The 21,176-nt window shown below is 69.0% G+C and carries 20 protein-coding genes; 15 read left to right on the top strand and 5 right to left on the bottom strand.

What is annotated here, in order from left to right; genetic code table 11:
* Positions 1-71: 71 nt before the first annotated feature.
* Positions 72-269, bottom strand: a complete 198-nt coding sequence (locus BWR60_RS22655; protein WP_144445707.1) for a hypothetical protein — start codon at positions 267-269, stop codon at positions 72-74.
* Positions 270-595: 326 nt separating this feature from the next.
* Here BWR60_RS22655 and BWR60_RS22650 point away from each other — a divergent pair, with 326 nt between their 5' ends.
* Positions 596-1,978: a dipeptidase gene (locus BWR60_RS22650; protein ID WP_088153296.1), complete on the top strand. Its 1,383-nt coding sequence runs from the start codon at positions 596-598 to the stop codon at positions 1,976-1,978.
* A gap of 51 nt (positions 1,979-2,029) precedes the next feature.
* On the opposite strand, the gene BWR60_RS22645 is transcribed toward BWR60_RS22650, so the two are convergent.
* The 3 genes from BWR60_RS22645 to BWR60_RS22635 all read right to left on the bottom strand — a co-directional run bounded on the left by BWR60_RS22645 (position 2,030) and on the right by BWR60_RS22635 (position 6,188).
* Positions 2,030-4,066: a multicopper oxidase family protein gene (locus BWR60_RS22645; RefSeq protein ID WP_088153295.1), complete on the bottom strand. Its 2,037-nt coding sequence runs from the start codon at positions 4,064-4,066 to the stop codon at positions 2,030-2,032.
* A gap of 60 nt (positions 4,067-4,126) precedes the next feature.
* Positions 4,127-4,426, bottom strand: coding sequence for a hypothetical protein (locus BWR60_RS22640; protein ID WP_218823628.1), 300 nt, complete (start codon positions 4,424-4,426; stop codon positions 4,127-4,129).
* 85 nt (positions 4,427-4,511) lie between these two features.
* Positions 4,512-6,188 carry a tyrosinase family protein gene (locus BWR60_RS22635; RefSeq protein WP_088153294.1) on the bottom strand — a complete coding sequence of 559 codons (1,677 nt, stop codon included), beginning with the start codon at positions 6,186-6,188 and terminating at the stop codon, positions 4,512-4,514.
* Between the two features lie 855 nt (positions 6,189-7,043).
* Between BWR60_RS22635 and urtA the strand changes: the two genes are divergently transcribed.
* The 12 genes from urtA (at position 7,044) to ureG (ending at position 18,074) form a co-directional block, all read left to right on the top strand.
* Complete coding sequence (gene urtA / locus BWR60_RS22630; protein WP_230983143.1) at positions 7,044-8,285, top strand: urea ABC transporter substrate-binding protein; 1,242 nt, start codon at positions 7,044-7,046, stop codon at positions 8,283-8,285.
* A 357-nt stretch (positions 8,286-8,642) separates the two neighbouring features.
* Complete coding sequence (gene urtB, locus BWR60_RS22625) at positions 8,643-10,145, top strand: urea ABC transporter permease subunit UrtB (RefSeq protein WP_230983142.1); 1,503 nt, start codon at positions 8,643-8,645, stop codon at positions 10,143-10,145.
* Complete coding sequence (urtC, locus tag BWR60_RS22620) at positions 10,142-11,278, top strand: urea ABC transporter permease subunit UrtC (protein ID WP_088153291.1); 1,137 nt, start codon at positions 10,142-10,144, stop codon at positions 11,276-11,278. Before urtB ends, urtC begins: the two co-directional genes overlap by 4 nt.
* A complete protein-coding gene (gene urtD, locus BWR60_RS22615) occupies positions 11,275-12,027 on the top strand; it encodes an urea ABC transporter ATP-binding protein UrtD (protein WP_088153290.1) in 753 nt (250 codons plus the stop codon). Before urtC ends, urtD begins: the two co-directional genes overlap by 4 nt.
* Before the next feature lie 176 nt (positions 12,028-12,203).
* Positions 12,204-12,899, top strand: a complete 696-nt coding sequence (gene urtE / locus BWR60_RS22610) for an urea ABC transporter ATP-binding subunit UrtE (protein WP_088153289.1) — start codon at positions 12,204-12,206, stop codon at positions 12,897-12,899.
* A 34-nt stretch (positions 12,900-12,933) separates the two neighbouring features.
* The gene (locus BWR60_RS22605) at positions 12,934-13,743 is read left to right on the top strand and encodes an urease accessory protein UreD (protein ID WP_230983141.1); all 810 of its coding nucleotides are present in this window, start codon (positions 12,934-12,936) and stop codon (positions 13,741-13,743) included.
* Positions 13,744-13,765: 22 nt separating this feature from the next.
* Positions 13,766-14,068, top strand: a complete 303-nt coding sequence (locus BWR60_RS22600; RefSeq protein ID WP_088153287.1) for an urease subunit gamma — start codon at positions 13,766-13,768, stop codon at positions 14,066-14,068.
* A 12-nt stretch (positions 14,069-14,080) separates the two neighbouring features.
* Positions 14,081-14,401 (top strand): urease subunit beta, encoded by a 321-nt coding sequence (locus BWR60_RS22595; RefSeq protein ID WP_088153286.1) that lies wholly within the window; start codon positions 14,081-14,083, stop codon positions 14,399-14,401.
* Positions 14,402-14,411: 10 nt separating this feature from the next.
* A complete protein-coding gene (ureC, locus tag BWR60_RS22590) occupies positions 14,412-16,121 on the top strand; it encodes an urease subunit alpha (RefSeq protein WP_088153285.1) in 1,710 nt (569 codons plus the stop codon).
* 192 nt (positions 16,122-16,313) lie between these two features.
* Positions 16,314-16,775, top strand: coding sequence for an urease accessory protein UreE (locus BWR60_RS22585; protein WP_088153284.1), 462 nt, complete (start codon positions 16,314-16,316; stop codon positions 16,773-16,775).
* Positions 16,768-17,460: an urease accessory protein UreF gene (locus BWR60_RS22580; protein ID WP_088153283.1), complete on the top strand. Its 693-nt coding sequence runs from the start codon at positions 16,768-16,770 to the stop codon at positions 17,458-17,460. Before BWR60_RS22585 ends, BWR60_RS22580 begins: the two co-directional genes overlap by 8 nt.
* Complete coding sequence (gene ureG / locus BWR60_RS22575) at positions 17,457-18,074, top strand: urease accessory protein UreG (RefSeq protein ID WP_088153282.1); 618 nt, start codon at positions 17,457-17,459, stop codon at positions 18,072-18,074. The genes BWR60_RS22580 and ureG overlap by 4 nt, the downstream gene beginning before the upstream one ends.
* 123 nt (positions 18,075-18,197) lie before the next feature.
* On the opposite strand, the gene BWR60_RS22570 is transcribed toward ureG, so the two are convergent.
* Positions 18,198-18,956, bottom strand: coding sequence for an IclR family transcriptional regulator (locus BWR60_RS22570; RefSeq protein WP_144445706.1), 759 nt, complete (start codon positions 18,954-18,956; stop codon positions 18,198-18,200).
* Between the two features lie 144 nt (positions 18,957-19,100).
* Between BWR60_RS22570 and BWR60_RS22565 the strand changes: the two genes are divergently transcribed.
* Together BWR60_RS22565 and BWR60_RS22560 are read left to right on the top strand one after the other, a co-directional pair.
* On the top strand, positions 19,101-20,165 hold the full coding sequence (locus tag BWR60_RS22565) for a succinylglutamate desuccinylase/aspartoacylase family protein (protein WP_218823626.1): 1,065 nt from the start codon (positions 19,101-19,103) through the stop codon (positions 20,163-20,165).
* Positions 20,162-21,109, top strand: a complete 948-nt coding sequence (locus BWR60_RS22560; RefSeq protein ID WP_088153280.1) for a threonine ammonia-lyase — start codon at positions 20,162-20,164, stop codon at positions 21,107-21,109. Before BWR60_RS22565 ends, BWR60_RS22560 begins: the two co-directional genes overlap by 4 nt.
* Positions 21,110-21,176: the final 67 nt, after the last annotated feature.

Raw genomic sequence — 21,176 nt, 5'->3', positions numbered from 1 at the left:
CCGGGCGTCATCCCGCCATGGCCACCCCAGCCTGTCCACTTACGGATCGGCAAGGCGCCGCGAACGGTGGCTCAGCGCCGCTCCTTCGGCTTGGCCGGGGCCGACCGGCGGTCCTCGCCGGCGCCGGCGGTGCCGGGGTTGAAGGAGGGCGGGTCGCTGGCATCCATGCTCTGGTCCGAGGCCTCGTCGACCTTGCGGCCGGCCGTCTTGCGCCCGGGCACCTTGTCGTCCGGCTCCGGCGCGTCGCCGGGCTTGCGGGGCGTCGTCATGCGCACCTCCATCCTGTCCTGCCGAGGGAACGACAGCGGTGACGGGCCGGTTCCGCCGCGGGAGGCCGTGAAATAGGGGGGGCGGCAACCCTGGATGGACAGCGCCCTTCGGTTCAATCTGCGCCCCAGGTGCCTTTCGTCGATCACGGCGCCCGGCCCGGCCCGAGGCCTCCCCCACCACGCTTCGGGCCGGGCTCCTCCGTTTCGAAGCCACGACATTCCCGTTCCGGCGGCCCTGGGCATCGACGGCCCCCGCTCTCCCGTGCTGTGCTGCGCCGTGAGTCGGCCGGCCGGAGGCCGGCGGGGGCTGAGCGGGAACGGAGACGATGAGCACGGTCGAAACCCAGCTGCTGGACCGGTTCGAGCAGCATGTCGAGGAGCTGAAGCAGTACTGCTCGATCGCGAGCGTCAGCACCGACCCGGCCTATGCGCCGGAGGTGCAGCGCGCCGCCCGCTTCATCGCCGACCGCATGGCCCGGGCCGGGCTGGAACGGGTCGAGATCCTGCCGACCGACGGGCATCCGGCGGTGACGGCGGAATGGTGCCATGCGCCGGGCGCACCGACCGTGCTGGTCTACGGCCACTACGACGTCCAGCCGCCCGACCCGGTCGAGCTGTGGTCCTCGCCGCCCTTCGAGCCCGAGATCCGCGACGGCCGCCTCTATGCCCGCGGCGCCTCGGACGACAAGGGGCCGTCGCTGATCCCGATCCTGGTGGCCGAGGCCTTCCTGCAACGGGAGGGCGGGCTGCCGGTGAACCTGAAGTTCCTCTACGAGGGCGAGGAGGAATGCGGCAGCGCCCATCTCGAGGCGCTGGTCGCGGCGGAGGCGAAGCGCCTGGCCGCCGATGTGGTGCTGTCGGCCGACGGCGCGATGTGGCGGCCCGACCTGCCGACCGTCACCGTCGCCAGCCGCGGCATGCTGGCGCTGGAGCTGGAGCTGCACGGCGCCGGCAAGGACCTGCATTCCGGCCGGCATGGCGGCAGCGCGCCGAACCCGCTGCCGGCCCTGGCCCGGCTGCTGGCGACGCTGCATGACGACGCCGGCGAGGTCGCGGTCGCCGGATTCCATGACGGCATCACCCCGCCCGACCCGAAGCTGATCGAGGCCATCCAGGCCTCCGGCTTCGACCCGCAGGGCTATTTCGCGACGATCGGCGCGCCGGCGCCGCAGCCGATGCCCACGGCCGAGGAGCTGCTGGTGCGGCAATGGCTGAAGCCGACGCTGGAGCTGAACGGCATCACCGGCGGCTATGGCGGCCCCGGCTCCAAGACCGTGATCCCGGCCAAGGCCGGCGCCAAGATCACCTGCCGCCTGGTCGCGGGCCAGGACCCGGACCGGGTCTTCGACGCGATCGAGGCGCATCTCCGGCAGCACGTCCCGGCCGGGGTCCGGCTGGAGATCCGCCGCCAGGGGCCGGGGTCGCCGGCCTTCGCCCTGCCGGCCGACCAGCCGGTGCTGGCGCTGACCGAGGGCGTGCTGGGCGAGCTGTTCGGCCAGCCGCCGCTGCGGGTGGCGATGGGCGCGACCATCCCGATCGGCGGCGTGTTCCGGGAGATCCTGGGGATCGAGACGGTGTTCTTCAGCTTCTCGACCGCCGACGAGGACTACCACTCGCCGAACGAGTTCTTCCGGCTGGAGCGGTTCCGCGACGGGCTGGTCGGCTGGGCCCGCCTGCTGCCGCGCCTGGCCGGGCACAGCCGGGGCTGATCGGCACCCGTGGCTCCGGGCCCCCGAAGGGACCCGGAGCGCGGCGGCTGGTCAGGGCTTGTGCGTGTGCATCTGCATCTGCTGCAACTGCAGCGGCGGTGCATCGGCCTTAGGGGCCGAGACATCCCCGTTCGGGAGCACGATCGCCACGTTCTGCATCATGCCGCCATCCTCATGGTCCAGGATGTGGCAGTGGAGCACGAACTCGCCGATATAGCGCTGGTAGCGGGTCCGGATCGTGATCGTGTAGAGGCCCGTCGGGTCGTCGGGCAGCAGGCTCTTGATCCACAGCGTGTCCTTCCAGACGCCCTTCAGGCCCGGATACTGGGGGTCGGCGATCCCCGGCTGGCCGCCGTCATCGTCGACGGCGCCCGCGACGCTGACATCCTTGCCGGTCGGATCGATGATCGACACGACCTGGAACGGGTTGACATGGATGTGGAACGGATGGCTGACGAAATGCGATTGCAGCGTCCACTCATCCACCCCGCCCAGCGACAGCTGCCGGTCCAGCCGGCTGGGGTCATAGGGATGGGCATCGGCCTCGCTCAGGGTGTTGCTGACCTCGAACTTGGTGTCGTCGGTGCTGGTGTCGATGAAGAAGGTCAGCTCCTGGTGGCCCGTCACCTCGCTTTCCGCGATGTCCGGATGGGGCACGAACTTGGACAGTTTGAGGCCGTCCCGCAGGTCGGCGATGACCGCGGGCTTGACGTCGTCGGGCATCGCGGCATCGGCCGCCGCCACCAGGGCGTCCCTGACATAGGCGGTGAGGTCCGGCACCGTCGTGCCCGGCTCGACATCCACGAAGCCGAGGAGCGACGGGTTGGGGGCGTCGCCATTGACCGATCCCGCCGCGGGGGAGGAGGCGTCGATCAGGCAATAGCGGCCCGCCTCCGGGAACACCGTCAGGGCATCCCAGCGATAGCCGGGCTGGAAGACCGAGAGGTTGGAGCCCTGGGCCTGCGCCATGGTCAGCCCGTCGGCAGCGACCCGGAAATAGGAGATGCCGGAGTCGCTGCAGGAGTCCTGGATGAAGGCCCGGGCCTCCGCCTGGCTGAAGGTCGCGGCCAGCTTGGCGGAGGGCTTCATCTTCACGATCCTGAGGCTGATCGTGTCGCGCACACCGGCATGGATCATCCGCCAGCGCTCGACCTGGCCCTGCTTGGTCTGGAAGGTCGGGAGAACGACGCCGTTGATCGAGGTGTATCGTCCTGACGCGGGCCAGGTCCCCGGGCCGAACTGATCGTATCCTTCGATGCCGCCGACATCGCCTGGGTCGCAGATATAGGCGCCCTTCTCGGTCTGCTTGATCGGTCCCAGCACGCCGTTCGCCCTGGGATACCGGCAGGCATACTGGATCTGCTGGAACACCAGCACCCGTTCCGGCAGGTCCTTGAGCAGGGTATCGAGATCGCCGTTGGCCGTCAGGGTGGGCAGCCGGCTGCCGCGGATGATCAGGGCGCCGGCCATGCCGCTCGAGACCTGCAGCGCGGTCGATCCGTGGCGATGGGTGTGATACCAGAACGTCCCCGCCGGATGGTCGCCCGGGATGTTGTACTCATACTGGAACGTGACGCCGGGATTGATCGACAGCAGCACATTGTCGCCGTTGCCCGCCGGGTTCACCCACAGCCCGTGCGTGTGAAGGTTCGTGCCGTTGAAGCAATGCGGCCCGTCCATGTGGCCATCGCTCGCGCAGGTCGGGTCCGCCGGCAGATCGTTGTGCAGATTGACCCGGATCGTGTTGCCCGGGACGGCCTCGATCGTCGGCGAGACATAGGGGGTCGACGGATCGACATCCGTGCCGTTGTAGCTGCGCAGGCGCACCTTGTCGTAGAGGCCCGTCGTCGGGTTGTAGATCTGCCCGTCGGTGTATTCGATGTTGAGGTCCAGCACCCGCTCATGCGGCAGCGGCTGGAGAGTCCGCACCGACAGGCTCTGCGGCGCGATCCCCTGGCCCAGGATGCGAGGGTTGCTGACCAGCCGCTCCGCGGTCTGCTGCGCCGCGGCCGGGGCCGCGCCGATGGCTGCCAGGGCCAGGCCGGCGAGCAGCAGGGGTACGATGGGGATTTTGGGTTCGACTGCCATATCCATCTCCAAAAGAATTCGACTATCGGGATTGAAAATCCGTCCGGTGGGGCCGGCCGGTCAGGGGCCGATGCGCACCGTGACGCGCGGGACCTCTTCGGCGGTCGGGTCGCGCGGCGGGCCCCCGTCCTGGGTGATGGTCAGCCGCACGACGACCCGGCCGTCCTGGATCGCCTCCGGCGGCAGGGGCAGCGGGTAGACTCCGGCCTGCAGTCCGGCACGGGGGCCGAAGGGCGAGATCACGCCGATGATCTCGCCCGCCGCCGTCGACACGGTGACCTCGCGGCGTCCGATCGGTCCGACCTCCACCACCAGCCAGGCGATCTCGTCCGGCCGGAGCGGGCGGGGAAGGGCCAGCATCCGGTCCTGCGCCGCCGCGCTCCCGCCGCCGAGGGCCGGGATGGCGAGCCATCCGAGGACCGCGGCGGCGAGGCGCAGCGTCGCCCTACGATGGGGTCGCCAGAGAGACGGCCTTGAGCGCGATGGCTTTCTTGTCCAGTCCATTCGACGGCACCACCCGGATCTTCAGCGTCGCGTTCGCCCCCGCGGCCAGGGACGTGAAGGCATGCAGCGTCTGGGGCAGCGGCACCGAGAAGGTCAGGTCCCCATGCGAATGCATGCTCGGCATCGGCGCGCCGAACAGGGCGAAGGTGCCGGCATAATAGGGGCTGTCGGCCGAGACCGAGGTGACGCCTTCCGGCGCGTTGACGAGCACGTCGAACTCGCGCGGCCCCGCCAGCTCCATCGGCCGGCTCATCGTGACCGCCGCGACCAGCGGCCGCGCCTCGCCCGCCGCGGCGAGATGGCTCTGCACCGCCGCCCGCGGCACGGTGAGCGTCGCGATATTGGCGGCCACGGCGCTGCGGATCAGCGGCAGGTCTTCGGCGTTCGACACCACGGTCGTCTTCGGGATGACCTCTTCGCCCGAGCCCGGCTCGTAGTCGTAGTCGAACACGGTCATGTCGAAATAATCCGCGGCCTTGCCGTCGGGGACGGGGTTGCCCTTGCCGTCGATGAAGAACAGGAACGGCTCGCTGAAATAGGCCTTGCTGTCCGCATCGGACGGCTTGGGGGACAGGCCCATCTTCAGCTGCTTGCGGGTCCAGACATCCCACAGCCGGTCCATGTTGGCGTGATGCAGGAAGAAGATCGGATCGATCGGCGACAGGTTGTTGGTCATGTTGCCGAAGGGGCCCGGCTGCAGAGCCGTATCCGGGAGGGAGCCGTACCCGCCGATGAAGTTGTGCACCTTGTTGTGCGGAAAGCCCTCGAGCGTGGAGAAGACGGTCGAGTTGGGCGGTGCGACGTGGTGCGACGGCGTCTGCGAGCTGGTGAAGCTGTTGATCGGATCGGTGCTGCCATCCTGTTCGGTGATGTTGAAACCCTTGGGCGACAGCCCTCCGCGGATCTTCTCTATTTTGACATTGGCGGCGGTCTTGTCGTTCAGCTTGGGGTTGTCGCGCGTCAGGTAGCGCGCGCCGCCGGTGATCACGAACGCCTGGTTCTGGGAGATCGGCACCAGATTGCCATCGCACATGGCATAGCCGAGGATGTCCTTCCAGAGATCGTCGATGCTCTTGTAGCCCCGCTTGGCCTGCTGCGCGAGCTGGGCGTCCGAGAAGCCGCCCCAGTACTTGGTCAGGGGTTCCTTCATGTAGTTGGTGAACGCCGTCACGCTGCCGGTATAGGGCAGGAACGGACTGCTGGCCGGCGTCAGATAGTCGTCGAACATCCCGTCCGGGATCTGCGGCAGCTGGGTCCAGTCCCAATAGGGCAGCACGAAGCTGTCCTCACCGGTCACGGTGCGGATGGTCTGCTCGAAATAGCCGATATAGCCGCGATGCCAGACATAGAACCACCAGTTGCCATGCGGGCAGTCCATCATGTGGACGAAGGCGTTGCGGAACCAGTTGTGGGGGTTGTCCGGCGGCAGTTCCAGCATCGCCTTCACGCCCTTGGCGTAGATCGCCAGCATCTTCTGGCCGGCGGCGCTGGTGACGTTGGGGCGGGTGTATTTCGCTGCGGCCCGCGCTGGGCTCAGCGGCAGGGCGGCCGCGCCGGCGGCCGCCGCGGCCGCCACCAGGACGTCGCGGCGCGACAAATGGAAATTCGATTCGTCCATGATGATCTCTCCTGAAATCAGCGACTGAAACAGATCGTCCGGATCTGTATTGGTTCCGGTAAGGATGAAGGTGGAAGGTGTTTCTCAGTTATAGGGTTTGGATTTGGTATGATAAATCAATTTATAGGTTGTTATCATATTGATGGTGATCAATGCTGAATTGATCTGTTTCTGATTCGGATGAACTTATATTTGATCTCATCTTAATGATATTGAGAAATTATGGATTGTAGGATAATTATAATTTTATCAATTGCGATGACGCAATGAAAGCTGATGTCTCAATGTTTGCGAGAGACATTATTCTTATGATGGATCTGGATTGCAATTATTATTGAGTGAGATAAATTTCCGAGAATATAGATTCAAATTTCGGCAAATTTTTAAGTTTAATACTGGAAGGCGCCAGCTGATCCGGCAGAAGATGCGGCCACAAACCGAGAAGGTGACACAGGCCTGCCGGCGCCACAGGGATCCAGCCTTTCGAACACGAGCCCTCTCGCCTGTGCCCGGCGCCGCAGGGCCGGGCTTGCTCAATCCTTGATCATCTCGCCCCCACGTCGGCGTGCCGACGAGACGGTTCGCCCGTCTGTATCCGGCTCTTGTGACGGCCCGGGCCTTGCAGAAGGCGAAGAGCGCCGGCCGAGCCCGGTGTGTCTGGAGCCATTGCCTGGAGAATAGGCAGGGGCAAAGGCTGCCGACCGTTTGAGCAGGGACTCTTGGCGGAATTCCGCGACTGGCCTGGAACTTGCATCTTTGCGGATCGCAAGGCGAACGCAATCAAGCGCGATCCGGGGGTTCACGATGGCATTGTCGCAGAAGCATTGGGTGATCGGCGCCGCGCTGGCGGTGTCCATGGGGCTGGCGGTGTCGACCGCCGCCCGGGCCGAGGACACCATCAAGGTCGGCATCCTGCATTCCCTGTCCGGCACCATGGCGATCAGCGAGACCACGCTGAAGGACGTCATGCTGATGCTGATCGACGAGCAGAACAAGAAGGGCGGTCTGCTCGGCAAGAAGCTGGAGGCGGTGGTGGTCGACCCGGCCTCCGACTGGCCGCTCTTCGCCGAGAAGGCGCGGCAGCTGATCTCGGTCGACAAGGTCGCGGCCACCTTCGGCTGCTGGACCTCGGTGTCGCGCAAATCGGTGCTGCCGGTGTTCGAGGAGCTCGACGGCCTCCTGTTCTACCCGGTGCAGTACGAGGGCGAGGAGAGCTCGCGCAACATCTTCTACACCGGCGCCGCGCCGAACCAGCAGGCGATCCCGGCGGTCGACTACCTGATGAATGAGGAAGGGGTGCAGCGCTGGGTGCTGGAAGGCACCGACTACGTCTATCCGCGCACCACCAACAAGATCCTCGAGGCCTATCTCAAGGCCAAGGGCGTGGCGCCCGAGGACATCAGCGTCAACTACACGCCGTTCGGCTTCTCCGACTGGCAGACCGAGGTCGGCAAGATCAAGAGCTTCGGGTCGGCCGGCAAGAAGACCGCCGTGGTCTCGACCATCAACGGCGACGCCAACGTGCCGTTCTACAAGGAGCTGGCGAACCAGGGCATCAAGGCGACCGACATCCCGGTCGTGGCCTTCTCGGTCGGGGAGGAAGAGCTGGCCGGCATCGACACCGCGCCGCTGGTCGGCCACCTCGCCGCCTGGAACTATTTCGAGAGCGTCGACACGCCGGAGAACAAGGATTTCATCGCCAAGTGGCACGCCTTCATCAAGAACGACAAGCGCACCACCAATGACCCGATGGAGGCGCATTACATCGGCTTCAACATGTGGGTGAAGGCGGTGGAGAAGGCGGGCACCACCGACCCCGACAAGGTGATCGACGCCATGGTCGGCGTCACCGTGCCGAACCTGACCGGCGGCTATGCCACGATGATGCCGAACCATCACATCACCAAGCCGGTGCTGATCGGCGAGATCCAGGCCGACGGCCAGATCCAGACGGTGTCGGAAACCCCCGAGGTCGTGGGCGACGAGTGGTCCGACTATCTCGAAGGCTCGAAGGACCTGATCTCGGATTGGCGCAAGCCGCTGGCCTGCGGGAACTTCAACGTCAAGACCGGCAAGTGCGGCGGGTCGGGGTCCTAGCCTGAGCGGCCGGGAGGCGACCGTCGCCTCCCGGCCTTTGACCGCAAGCTGGTGATGAACTGGTTTCGAATGGCCGCAAAACACAGGGCAGACAACACAAACAAGTCCCCCCTCCCCTTGCGGGAGGGGGGTAGGGGGAGGGGGCTCGTGCCGCCAGAGCAGATCTTTGTCGGAATGTGCAGGCTTGTCCGCCAAGGCCTCTTTGGGGCGCGACGAGCGGCGTTTGTTCCTGCTGCGGCAACCCCCTCCCCCTACCCCCCTCCCGCGAGGGGAGGGGGGACTCTATTTGCTCTCACGGCTCTGACCGTTCTGCTCCTATTCCTCCCGCTCTCCGCCCAGGCCGAGATTCCGGCGGAGGTGCTGGCGCGGTTCGCGTCGACCAACTACGACGACATCGCCGCCGGGGTGGACGGTGTGGCCGCTTCTGGTGATGCGCAGGCGCCGGTGGTGCTGGAGGCGCTGGCCGGCGGCCGGCTGCTCGTCGCGCCCGGCGCGGTCGCGATCAAGACCGAGGCCGGTGGTTTCGTCGATGCCGCCACCGGCGCCGCCCTCGCCGAAGCCCCGGCCGGCGCCAAGCCGGTGCGGGTCAACAACCGGGTGCGGCGGGCGATCGACGCGGCGATGGGGTCGCTGACCCTGCTGGCGCCCGACCCGGCCAAGCGGCTCGACGCCGCGGCCGCAGTGTTCAAGTCGCGCGACGACAAGGCGCTGCCCGCCCTGGAGGCGGCGCTGGCGCGCGAGACCGATCCGGCGGTGAGCCGAGCCTTCGCAGAGGCCCGCGCCGCAATTCTCCTGACCAAGGGCGGTGCCGACGACGCGCTGCTGCCGGCGATCGACACCCTCGCCGCCCGCGGCGACCAGGAGGCCAGGGCGCTCCTCTCCGGCATCCCGAGCCCGTCCCCTGCCGTCGCCGCCGCGGCCGAAGCGGCGATCGGCCGGATCGACACGCGGCTGGCGATCTGGAACGCGGTGCAGAGCCTGTATTACGGGCTCAGCCTCGGCTCGGTGCTGCTGATCGCCGCCATCGGCCTGGCCATCACCTTCGGCGTGATGGGCGTGATCAACATGGCGCATGGCGAGATCGTCATGCTCGGCGCCTACACCACCTTCCTGGTGCAGGAGGCGTTTCGCAACTGGGCGCCGAACCTGTTCGACTATTCCCTCGCGGTCGCTCTGCCGCTGGCCTTCCTGGTCGCGGCCCTGGCCGGCGTGGCGATCGAGCGCGGCATCATCCGCTTCCTCTACGGCCGTCCGCTGGAGACGCTCTTGGCCACCTTCGGCCTGTCGCTGATCCTGCAGCAGGCGGTGCGGACGATCTTCGGCCCGTCGAATCGCGAGGTCGGCAACCCGGCCTGGATGTCCGGCGCCTTCGACCTGGGCGGCCTGACCCTGACCTGGAACCGGCTCTGGATCATCGTCTTCGCCCTCCTGGTCTTCGCCGCGCTGATGCTGGTGCTGCGCTACACCGCGCTGGGCCTGCAGATGCGGGCGGTGACGCAGAACCGGCGGATGGCGGCGGCGATGGGCATCCGCACCGGCCGGGTCGACATGCTGACCTTCGGCATCGGCTCGGGCGTCGCCGGCATCGCGGGGGTGGCGCTCAGCCAGATCGACAATGTCAGCCCCAATCTCGGCCAGGGCTACATCATCGACAGCTTCATGGTCGTGGTGTTCGGCGGTGTCGGCAACCTGTGGGGCACGCTGGTCGGCGCGCTGTCGCTCGGCGTCGCCAACAAGCTGCTTGAACCCTGGGCCGGCGCGGTCTTGGGCAAGATCGCGATCCTGGTCGGGATCATCCTGTTCATCCAGCGCAAGCCGCGCGGGCTGTTCCCGCTCAAGGGACGGGCGGTGGAATCATGATCACGGCCCGCCTCCTCCGCTCTTCCGGCGGGCCGGCCTTCGCCCTCGGTCTCGTCGCCGTGGCCGTGCTGGTGCTGCTGGCCAACCTGGCGCTGCCGCCGGAGTCGCCCCTCTACGTGCCCGGCTACGCCGTCAGCCTGATGGGCAAGTATCTGTGCTACGCGCTGCTGGCGCTGGCGATCGACCTGGTCTGGGGCTATGTCGGCATCCTCAGCCTCGGCCATGGCGCCTTCTTCGCCCTCGGCGGCTACGCCATGGGCATGTATCTGATGCGCCAGATCGGCCCGCGAGGCGTCTACGGCAACCCGGTGTTGCCGGACTTCATGGTGTTCCTGAACTGGCCGGAGCTGCCCTGGTACTGGCTCGGCTTCGACCAGTTCTGGTTCGCGGCGCTGATGGTGCTGCTGGTGCCCGGAACCCTGGCCTTCGTCTTCGGCTGGTTCGCCTTCCGCAGCCGGGTCTCCGGCGTCTATCTGTCGATCATCACTCAGGCGATGACCTATGCCCTGCTGCTGGCCTTCTTCCGCAACGACATGGGCTTCGGCGGCAACAACGGCCTGACCGATTTCAAGGACCTGCTCGGCTTCAGCCTGCAGGCGGATGCGACCCGGGCCGGGCTGTTCCTGGCCAGCGCCGTGGCGCTGGCCGCCGCCTTCCTGATGTGCCGGGCCATCACCCGGTCGCGCTTCGGCAAGGTGCTGGTGGCGATCCGCGACGCCGAAAGCCGCACCCGCTTCCTCGGCTACCGGGTCGAATCCTACAAGCTGGTGGTGTTCACCCTGTCGGCGATGATGGCCGGGGTGGCCGGCGCGCTCTACGTGCCGCAGGTCGGCATCATCAACCCGGGCGAGTTCGCCCCGGCCAATTCCATCGAGGCGGTGATCTGGGTCGCGGTCGGCGGCCGCGGCACGCTGGTCGGGCCGATCATCGGCGCGGTCTCGGTCAATCTCGGCAAGACCGTCTTCACCAACCTGCTGCCGGAATTCTGGCTGTTCGCCCTGGGCGGGCTGTTCATCCTGGTGACGCTGGTGCTGCCCAAGGGCATCGTCGGCGCGGCGCAGGCGGCCTGGCGGTCCTGGCGGGAGCGGCCGGGCCGCCGCGTGACAGACGTCGCGACGGAGGCGCCGCGATGACGGAAGCCGCCACCCAGGCGCTGCTGTATCTCGACGGCGTCACCGTCACCTTCAGCGGCTTCCGGGCGCTCAACGCCCTGTCGCTGGTGATCGAGCCGGGCGAGATGCGGGCGATCATCGGCCCGAACGGGGCCGGCAAGACCACGATGATGGATGTCATCACCGGCAAGACACGGCCGGACCAGGGCGAGGCGCTGTTCCGCGGCAGCCACGACCTGACCCGGCTGGACGAGACGGCGATCGCGGGCCTCGGCATCGGACGAAAGTTCCAGAAGCCGACGGTGTTCGACAGCCACACGGTCGGGGACAACCTCCTCCTCGCCCTGGCCGGCCCGCGATCGCCGACCAACCTGCTGTTCGGCCGCCCACGGCCCGACATGGCGGAGCGGATCGACGAGATCCTGGAGACCACCAAGCTGACGGCCCACCGGGACCGGCTGGCCGGGGCGCTGTCGCACGGCCAGAAGCAGTGGCTGGAGATCGGCATGCTGCTGGCGCAGGAGCCGGCGCTCTTGCTGGTGGACGAGCCGGTGGCCGGCATGACCGACGCCGAGACCGAGGAGACGGCGATCCTGCTGCGCGAGATCAACAAGACCCGCTCCGTCGTGGTGGTGGAGCACGACATGCATTTCGTCCGCGCCCTCGACGTCAAGGTGACGGTGCTGCATGAGGGCTCGGTGCTGGCCGAAGGGCCGCTCGACGCCGTCAGCGCCGACCCGCGCGTCATCGACGTCTATCTGGGGCGTTAGATGATGGTGCCGTCGTTTATCCCTCACCGTCATTGCGAGGAGGCGAAGCCGACGAAGCAATCCAGGGGCCGGTACGAGCCGCCCCTGGATTGCTTCGCTGCGCTCGCAATGACGGTTTTGGAGGGATCGAGACGCTCTCCACAAAGCGGGGCTGCTGGCATGCGGAGGCATCAGCGATGCTAGCCGTCGAAGGCATCGATCTGTTCTACGGCGCGGCCCAGGCGCTGCGGCGGGTCTCGCTCGGCGTCGGGCCCGGGCAGGTGACCTGCCTGCTCGGCCGCAACGGCGTCGGCAAGACTAGCACGCTGCGCGCCATCGTCGGCCAGCAGCCGGTCGCGGCCGGCAAGGTGCTGTGGGAGGGCGAGGACATCACCCGGCTGCCGACGGCGGAGCGCGCAAGGCGCGGCATCGCCTTCGTGCCGCAGGGGCGCGAGATCTTCCCGCTGCTGACGGTGAAGGAGAATCTGGAGACCGGCTTCGCCGTGCTGCCCCGGCGCGAGCGGCGGATCCCGGAGGAGATCTTCGAGCTGTTCCCAGTGCTGAAGTCGATGCTGGGCCGGCGCGGCGGCGACCTGTCGGGCGGGCAGCAGCAGCAGCTGGCGATCGGCCGGGCGCTGGTGACCCGGCCGCGCCTGCTGATCCTGGACGAACCGACCGAGGGCATCCAGCCGTCGATCATCAAGGATATCGGCCGCGTCATCGCCATGTTGCGCGATCGTGGCACCATGGCGATCCTGCTGGTCGAGCAGTATTTCGATTTCGCCCATGCTCTGGGCCAGCGCCTCGTCGTGCTGGATCGCGGCGAGGTGGTGGTGGACGGGGACAAGACCGCGCTCGATGAAGACAGCGTCCGTCGTCACCTTACGGTCTGAGCCGCCGGCCCGCGCGGAGCCGACGGCCCGGCCCGTGCCGCTGGCGCGCGCCCGCGGCCGGCTCGACCTCGGCTTCAAGCGGCGCGGGGAGGAAACGGTGCTGGCCGCCCTGTTCCAGGAGGGCTGCGCCAAGGCGCGCTTCCCGCGGCGCGAGGCCGGGGCCTTTACCGGCGCGGTGCTGCTGAACACCGCCGGTGGGCTGACCGGCGGCGACCGGCTGCAGCAGGGGGTGCGCTGGGGCGAGGGCACGGCGGCGACCGTGGCGGGGCAGGCGGCGGAGCGGATCTACCGCTCGCTCGGCGATGCGGCGCGGATCGAGACCCGGCTGATGGCCGAGCCCGGCGCCATGGCGGAATGGCTGCCGCAGGAGACCATCCTGTTCGACCGCGCCCGGCTGGACCGTGACCTGCAGGTCGAGCTGCGCGGCGATGCGCGCTTCCTGGGCGTCGAGGCGATCGTGTTCGGCCGGGCGGCGATGGGCGAGACGGTGCGCCAGGGCGCGCTGCGTGACGCCTGGCGCATCCGCCGCGACGGAAGGCTGGTCTACGCCGATGCGCTGGCGATCGATGGCGATCCGGCGGCGGCGCTGGACCGGCCGGGCCTCGGCCGCGGCGCCCGGGCGGTGGCGACGCTGCTGTTTGCCGCGCCCGAGGCGGCGGAGCTGATCGACCCCCTGTGCGCGGCGCTGGCCGGGGCGGAGGGGCTGGCCGGCGCCAGCGCCTGGAACGGCCTGCTGGTCGCCCGCTTCGCCGCCGTGGACAGTGCGGTGCTGCGGCGCGACCTGATCTCGGCGCTGGGCATCCTGCGGGCCGGGCGCCCGCTGCCGCGCGTCTGGCACTGTTGAAGAAGCACCGGGAGGACACCCCTTGAACCTGACCCCGCGGGAGAAGGACAAGCTCTTGATCGCCATGGCCGCGATGGTGGCGCGCCGGCGGCTGGAGCGCGGCGTGAAGCTGAACTATCCGGAGGCGGTGGCGCTGATCTCCGACTTCGTCACCGAAGGCGCGCGCGACGGCCGCTCGGTGGCCGACCTGATGTCGGCCGGCGCTCATGTGCTGACCCGCGACCAGGTGATGGAGGGCATCGCCGAGATGATCCACGACGTCCAGGTCGAAGCCACCTTTCCCGACGGCACCAAGCTGGTGACCGTCCACCAGCCGATCCGCTGACGGAGCCGCAGCATGATCCCGGGCGAACTCTTTCCGGCGCAGGGCGAGATCGAGCTGAACGCAGGCCGCGACAGCATCGTCCTGACCGTGGCCAACACTGGCGACCGGCCGGTCCAGGTCGGCAGCCACTATCACTTCTTCGAGACCAACCCGGCCCTGTCCTTCGACCGGGACAAGGCCCGGGGCCGGCGGCTGGACATCCCTTCCGGCACGGCCGTGCGGTTCGAGCCGGGGCAGAGCCGCGAGGTCAGGCTGGTGAAGCTGGCCGGCGCGCGGGTCGCGACCGGCTTCCGCCAGGCGGTCATGGGGCCGCTCGATCCGGTCCGGGGCTGAGGAGGCCGACATGCCCGTTTCCATCTCCCGCGCCGCCTATGCCGACATGTTCGGCCCGACCACCGGCGACCGGCTGCGCCTGGCCGACACCGAGCTGTTCATCGAGATCGAGCGCGACCACACGATCTATGGCGAGGAGGTCAAGTTCGGCGGCGGCAAGGTGATCCGCGACGGCATGGGCCAGGGCCAGGCCACCCGCGCCGAGGGCACCGCCGACACCGTCATCACCAACGCCGTGATCCTTGACCATTGGGGGATCGTGAAGGCCGATGTGGCGATCCGCGACGGCCGCATCGCCCGGATCGGCAAGGCCGGCAACCCGGACATCCAGCCGGGCGTCGACATCGTCATCGGCCCGGGGACGGAGGTGATCGCCGGCGAGGGCAAGATCCTGACCGCCGGCGGTATCGACTGCCATATCCACTTCATCTGCCCGCAGCAGGTGGAGGATGCGCTCGCCAGCGGCGTCACCACCCTGGTCGGCGGCGGCACCGGCCCGTCCACCGGCACCAAGGCCACCACCTGCACCCCCGGCCCCTGGCACATCGCCCGGATGCTGCAGGCGGCGGAGGGGCTGCCGGTCAACCTCGCCATCTCCGGCAAGGGCAATGCCAGCCGGCCGGACGCGCTGGTCGAACAGATCCGCGCCGGCGCTTCCTCGATGAAGCTGCATGAGGATTGGGGCACCACCCCGGCGGCGATCGATTGCTGCCTGGGCGTCGCCGACGCGATGGACATCCAGGTGATGATCCACACCGACACGCTGAACGAGAGCGGCTTCGTCGAGGACACCATCGCCGCCTTCAAGGGCCGCACCATCCACGCCTTCCACACCGAAGGCGCCGGCGGCGGCCACGCGCCGGACATCATCCGGGTGGCCGGCCTCGCCAACGTCATCCCGTCCTCGACCAACCCGACCCGGCCTTTCACCGTCAACACGCTCGACGAGCATCTCGACATGCTGATGGTGTGCCATCACCTGGATGCCGGGATCCCGGAGGATGTCGCCTTCGCCGAGAGCCGGATCCGGCGCGAGACGATCGCGGCCGAGGACATCCTGCACGACCTCGGCGCCTTCTCGATCATCTCCTCGGACAGCCAGGCGATGGGGCGGATCGGCGAGGTGATTCTGCGCACCTGGCAGACCGCGCACAAGATGAAGGTCCAGCGCGGCCGGCTGGCGCAGGAGACCGGCGACAACGACAATGCCCGGGTCAAGCGCTACGTCGCCAAATACACCATCAACCCGGCGATCGCGCAGGGCCTGTCGCGGCATGTCGGGTCGGTCGAAATCGGCAAGCTGGCCGACCTGGTGCTGTGGGACCCGGCCTTCTTCGGGGTGAAGCCGGAGCTGGTGCTGAAGGCCGGCACCATCTCGATGGCGCTGATGGGCGACCCCAACGCCTCGATCCCGACGCCGCAGCCGGTGCATTACCGGCCGATGTTCGGCGGCTTCGGCCGGGCGATGGCGGCATCGGCCATCACCTTCGTGTCGAAGGCGGCGCTGGAGGACGGCATCGGCCGGCGCCTTGGCCTGGCGCGCGAGGTCGTGGCGGTCGAGGGCACCCGCGGCATCGGCAAGGCCGACATGATGCACAATGCGGCGACCCCGGTGATCGAGGTCGATCCGGAGACCTATGAGGTCCGCGCCGATGGCGAGCTGCTGACCTGCGAACCCGCCGCGGTGCTGCCGCTGGCGCAGCGGTACTTTCTGTTCTGAGATGGCCGTGACTGTGATCGAGACCGAGCCCACCCCCTCACCCGAAACCGCTGCGCGGTTTCGACCTCTCCCCAAGGAGAGGTGTCTGGCTGCGCTTCCTTTTTCCTCTCCTCGGGGAGAGGGAGGGACCCGCGCGCGCAGCGCGTGGGAGGGTGAGGGGGCGGGCTCGGTGTCGACCGTCCGGGTACGGCCATGAAGCGCTTCACCGCCGTGGTCCCGGCCGGAAGCTTCGCCCCCACCTCTGCCTCCGACCGGGTCGTGCTGGACTACGATTCCCGCCACCGCCGCCGCATCGTGCTCTATGGCGAGGCCGGGACGGTGGTGCTGCTCGACCTGTCCGAGGCGGCGCATCTGCGCGACGGCGACGCGCTCAAGAGCGAGGATGAAAGCCTGGTCCTGGTCGCGGCGGCGCCGGAGCGGCTGGTCGAGATCCGCGCCGGCAGCCAGGCCGAGCTGATCCGCATTGCCTGGCATCTCGGCAACCGGCATCTGCCGACCCAGCTGCTGCCCGACGCTCTGCGCATCCGCGCCGACCATGTGATCGAGGAGATGGTGCGCGGCCTCGGCGGCACGGTCAACGCGATCGAGGCACCGTTCGATCCGGAAGGCGGCGCCTACGGCCATGGCGCCGTACACGGGCACTCGCATGGCTGACGCGGCGCTGTACCGGCTGATGGCCTGGCTGTCGCCGTCCTACCCGGTCGGCGCCTTCAGCCATTCCAGCGGGCTGGAATGGGCGAACGAGGCCGGCTGGGTCACCGACCGGCCCGGCCTGGTCGCCTGGATCGAGGATGCGCTGGCGAACGGCGCCGGCTGGAACGACGCCGTGCTGTTCGTCCACACCCACCGCGCTGCCCTCTCCGGCGACGACGACCGGCTGGCCGAGGTCGCCGACCTGGCCGCAGCGCTGGCCGCCTCACGCGAGCGGCAGGTCGAGACCCTGGCCCAGGGCACCGCCTTCCTGACGATCTCCCGCGCCGCCTGGCCGGTGCCGGTGCTGGAGCGGCTGGCCGCGCGCGTGGGTGAGACCGTCGCCTATCCGGTCGCGGTCGCCGCCTGCGCCGCCGGCCACGGCATCGCGCTGGCGCCGGCGCTGACCGCCTTCCTGCACGCCGTCGCTGCCAACCTAGTGTCGGCGGCGCAGCGCCTGGTGCCGCTGGGCCAGACCGACGGCCAGCGCGCCATCGCCGCGCTGATGCCGGCGGTGGAGGCCGCGGCGGCCCGGGCCGCCGCGCTGCCGGATGGCGATCCGTTCACCGCCTGCGGCGGCCTGGCGGTCGCCGCCGACATCGCATCGATGCAGCACGAGACCCAGTATACGAGGTTGTTCCGCACATGACCCAGAACGGACCTTTGCGCGTCGGCATCGGCGGCCCGGTCGGCTCCGGCAAGACGGCGCTGATGGACGCGCTCTGCCGCGCCTTCCGCGACCGCTACGACATCGCGGCCATCACCAACGACATCTACACCAAGGAGGATGCGGAGTTCCTGAACCGCGCCGGGTCGCTGTCCTCCGATCGTATCCTGGGGGTGGAGACCGGCGGCTGCCCGCACACCGCGATCCGCGAGGACGCCTCGATCAACCTGGCGGCGGTGGCGGAGATGCGGCGCCGCTTCCCGGGCCTCGACCTGGTGCTGATCGAATCCGGCGGCGACAACCTGGCCGCCACCTTCAGCCCGGAGCTGGCGGACCTCACCATCTACGTCATCGACGTCTCGGCCGGGGACAAGATCCCGCGCAAGGGCGGGCCGGGCATCACCCGGTCGGACCTGCTGGTGATCAACAAGACCGACCTGGCGCCGCTGGTCGGCGCCTCGCTCGAGGTGATGGACCGGGATGCGAGAAAGATGCGCGGCGACCGCCCCTTCGTCTTCGCCCGGGTGCGCGGCGGCGACGGCGTGGCCGAGATCGGGGCGTTCATCGAGAAGGCTGGTGGGCTGATCACCAGCTGATTGCGGCCGCAATGCGTGCCAGCACCCGCAATTCCGTGACGGCCTTGCAGATGGCGCTCGATTGCTCCTTTCACGACGTCCAAAGACGGGCGATCGATATGCCGAACGATGCGCCTGCTGTCTTCAGGCGGCGGCTTGGCTGATCGCGGCGCAGGCGCGCTTTAGGGCGTCGAGGGCGTCCATCAGCCGGGCCTCCTGGCCGTGGCGCTTGATGCAGGTGATGATGATGCTGGCCACGGCATGGCCGTTGCGGTCCAGGATCGGGCAGCAGATGTCGGTCAGGCCGACGAAGTCGCGGCTCTCATGCAGCTCGAAGCCGCGGCCGCGGATGCCGTCCAGCGATGCCCGCAGCTCCGCCTCGGTCACCCGGCCCTGGGCCTGCGGCAGGCTCTCGCGGATCAGCCGCTGCTGCACCTCCGGCGGCTGGAAGGCGACGATCACCTGGCCGGAGGTCGCGTCCACCGCCGGCCGGTTGAAGCCCAGATTGAGGGTGAAGCTGATGTCCGGCTCGCCGGAGACCGAGGCCAGCACGACGGTGCGGCCGCGATACAGCACCACCAGATGGGCGGAATGGCCGGTCTCGGCCGCCAGCGCGTTCATCACCGGCACCGCCTCGGTCACCAGGTTGCGCACCCGCGGCGTGCGCAGCCCCAGCGAGAACAGCCGGTTGGTCAGGGTCAGGTCGTCGCTGGCCGGGTCGCGGGCGAGGTAGTCCCGCTCCAGCAGCACCATCACCATGCGGAAGATCTCGCTCTTCGACCGGCCCAGCTCGTCGGCGATGCGGGTCAGCGACAGCGGCTCGTCCCGGCTGGCCAGCAGCTCCAGGATGTCCAGGCCCTTCTCCAGCGCCGGCGCCGAATAGGCCGCCTTCTTCTCCGTCACATCCAACCCCCAGGCGAGTCCGGGCGGGACTGTATCGCCGCCGCCCGCGTTCCGATGAATGTTTTATATATGACGTTGACATCACCAATGAAACAGCAATAGCGTTCCGGACGACGGCGGCCGCGACCGCCGAGGGAGGCGCTGGTGGAAAGCATCGAGACCGTGGCGGTGGGATCGAGCAGGGGCGGGCCGGCGATGCGCCGCAGCACCGCCTTCACCGATATCGACTTCGACAGGAAGGGCCGGCAGGTCGGTTTCTTCCACATCCCGCAATCGCCGGACGACGACGCCTGGGGCACCGTGCGCATTCCGCTGGCGGTGATCGCCAACGGCACCGGCCCGACCGTGATCCTCGAGGGCGGCAACCACGGCGACGAGTATGAGGGGCCGATCACCCTCGGCGAGATCATCCGCGACCTCGACCCCGGCACGATCCAGGGCCGGCTGATCCTGATCCCGGCGATCAACCTGCCGGCGGTGGTGGCGGGCAAGCGCACCTCGCCGGTCGACGGGCTGAACTTCAACCGCACCTTCCCGGGCGATCCCGCCGGCACCATCACCCGGCAGATCTCGGCCTATGTGCAGGACGTGCTGCTGCCGCGCGGCGACGCCTTCCTGGACCTGCACTCCGGCGGCTCGTCGCTCGACATCCTGCCCAGCGCGATCGTCGAGCCGGCGCCCGATCCCGCGCATCAGCGCCGCAACATCAACGCCGTGCTGGCCTTCGGCGCGCCGATCACCGTCGTGGTCGACAATCTGGGCGAGCCGCGCACCGCCACCGCCGCCGCCGTCGCCGCCGGGCTGACCGTGGTCGGCACCGAGATGGCGGGGGCGGGGACAGTGTCGCTCGACGCGCTCGACATCTGCCGCCGCGGCGTGCGCAGCGTGCTGGCCCATCTCGGCGTGCTCGACCCGTCCTTCGCCGCGCTGCGCCGCCCGGATCCCAAGGTCTATGAGGTGGCGGGCGCATCCTCCTACGTCCTCGCCGGCGACGACGGGGTGTTCGAGCCCTATCACCGCAACGGCGCCGAGGTGCGGGCCGGACAGCCGGCCGGGCGCATCCATTTCCTGCACGATCCGGGCCGTGCGCCGGCCGAGCTGCGCTACGGCGCCGACGGCATCGTCTATGCCCGCCGCCAGCCGGGACGGGTGCGGCCGGGCAATTGCTGCCTGGTCGTCGCCTCGCCCTATCGCGGAAGCCTCGGATGATCCGCTTTGGCGACATCGAGGCCGCGGCCGGCCGGATCCGCGGCCATGTCCGGCGCACTCCGCTGGTCCGGGCCGACCAGCTGCTGCAGGCGCCGGCGGCGGCGGCGGCGCCGCTGTGGCTCAAGCTGGAATGCCTGCAGGTCACCGGCTCGTTCAAGGCGCGCGGCGCGACCAACCGGCTCTTAGCCGCCGACCCGGCGACGCTGGCCCGCGGCATCGTCACCGCCTCGGGCGGCAATCACGGCCTGGCCGTGGCGCGGGCCGGGCATCTCGCCCGGGTCAAGACCACCGTGTTCCTGCCCGGCAACGCGTCGCCGGCCAAGCGCGCCAAGCTGGCCGGATGGGGCGCCGAGATCCGGATCGAGGGCACGGTCTGGGACGAGTCCGACCGCGCCGCCCGCGCCTTCGCCGAGGCGACCGGCGCCGTCTATTTCCATCCCTTCGCCGATCCCGAGGTGGTGGCGGGGCAGGGCACGGTGGCGCTGGAGATCGCCGCGGAGCTGCCGGAGGCCAGCCTGTTCCTGATCGCCATCGGCGGCGGCGGCCTGGCCGCCGGCATGGCGACGGCGATCCGCGCTCTCCACCCGAAGGCCAGGATCGTCGGCATCGAGCCGGTCGGGTCCCCGACCCTGCGCGCCAGCCTGGATGCGGGGCAGGTGGTCACCCTCGATGCCGTCACTACCGCGGTGCCGACCATGGCCTGCGGCCGCACCGATCCGCGCATCTTCGACATCATCCGCGACACCGTCGACGAGGTGGTGCTGATCGAGGACCGCGACATGGAGCGGGCGGCGCGCTGGCTGTGGTTCGAGCTCGGCCTGGCCGCCGATCTCAGCGGCGCCGCCTCGGTCGCGGCGCTGCAATCCGGCCGGGTGGTGCCGCGCGAGGATGATGTCGTCTGCGGCCTGGTCTGCGGCGCGGGACCGGACGGCCTCGCTGCCTGAACGCGGGGGCCTGGAGGGCAAAGCCCGCAGGGCGACGCCCTCCCAACAAGAACAGTGCAACCGAGGC

The organism is Inquilinus limosus, assembly GCF_002195995.1.
Taxonomy (GTDB): Bacteria; Pseudomonadota; Alphaproteobacteria; order DSM-16000; family Inquilinaceae; genus Inquilinus; species Inquilinus limosus_C.
This window is presented reverse-complemented; position numbering and strand designations above follow the sequence as displayed.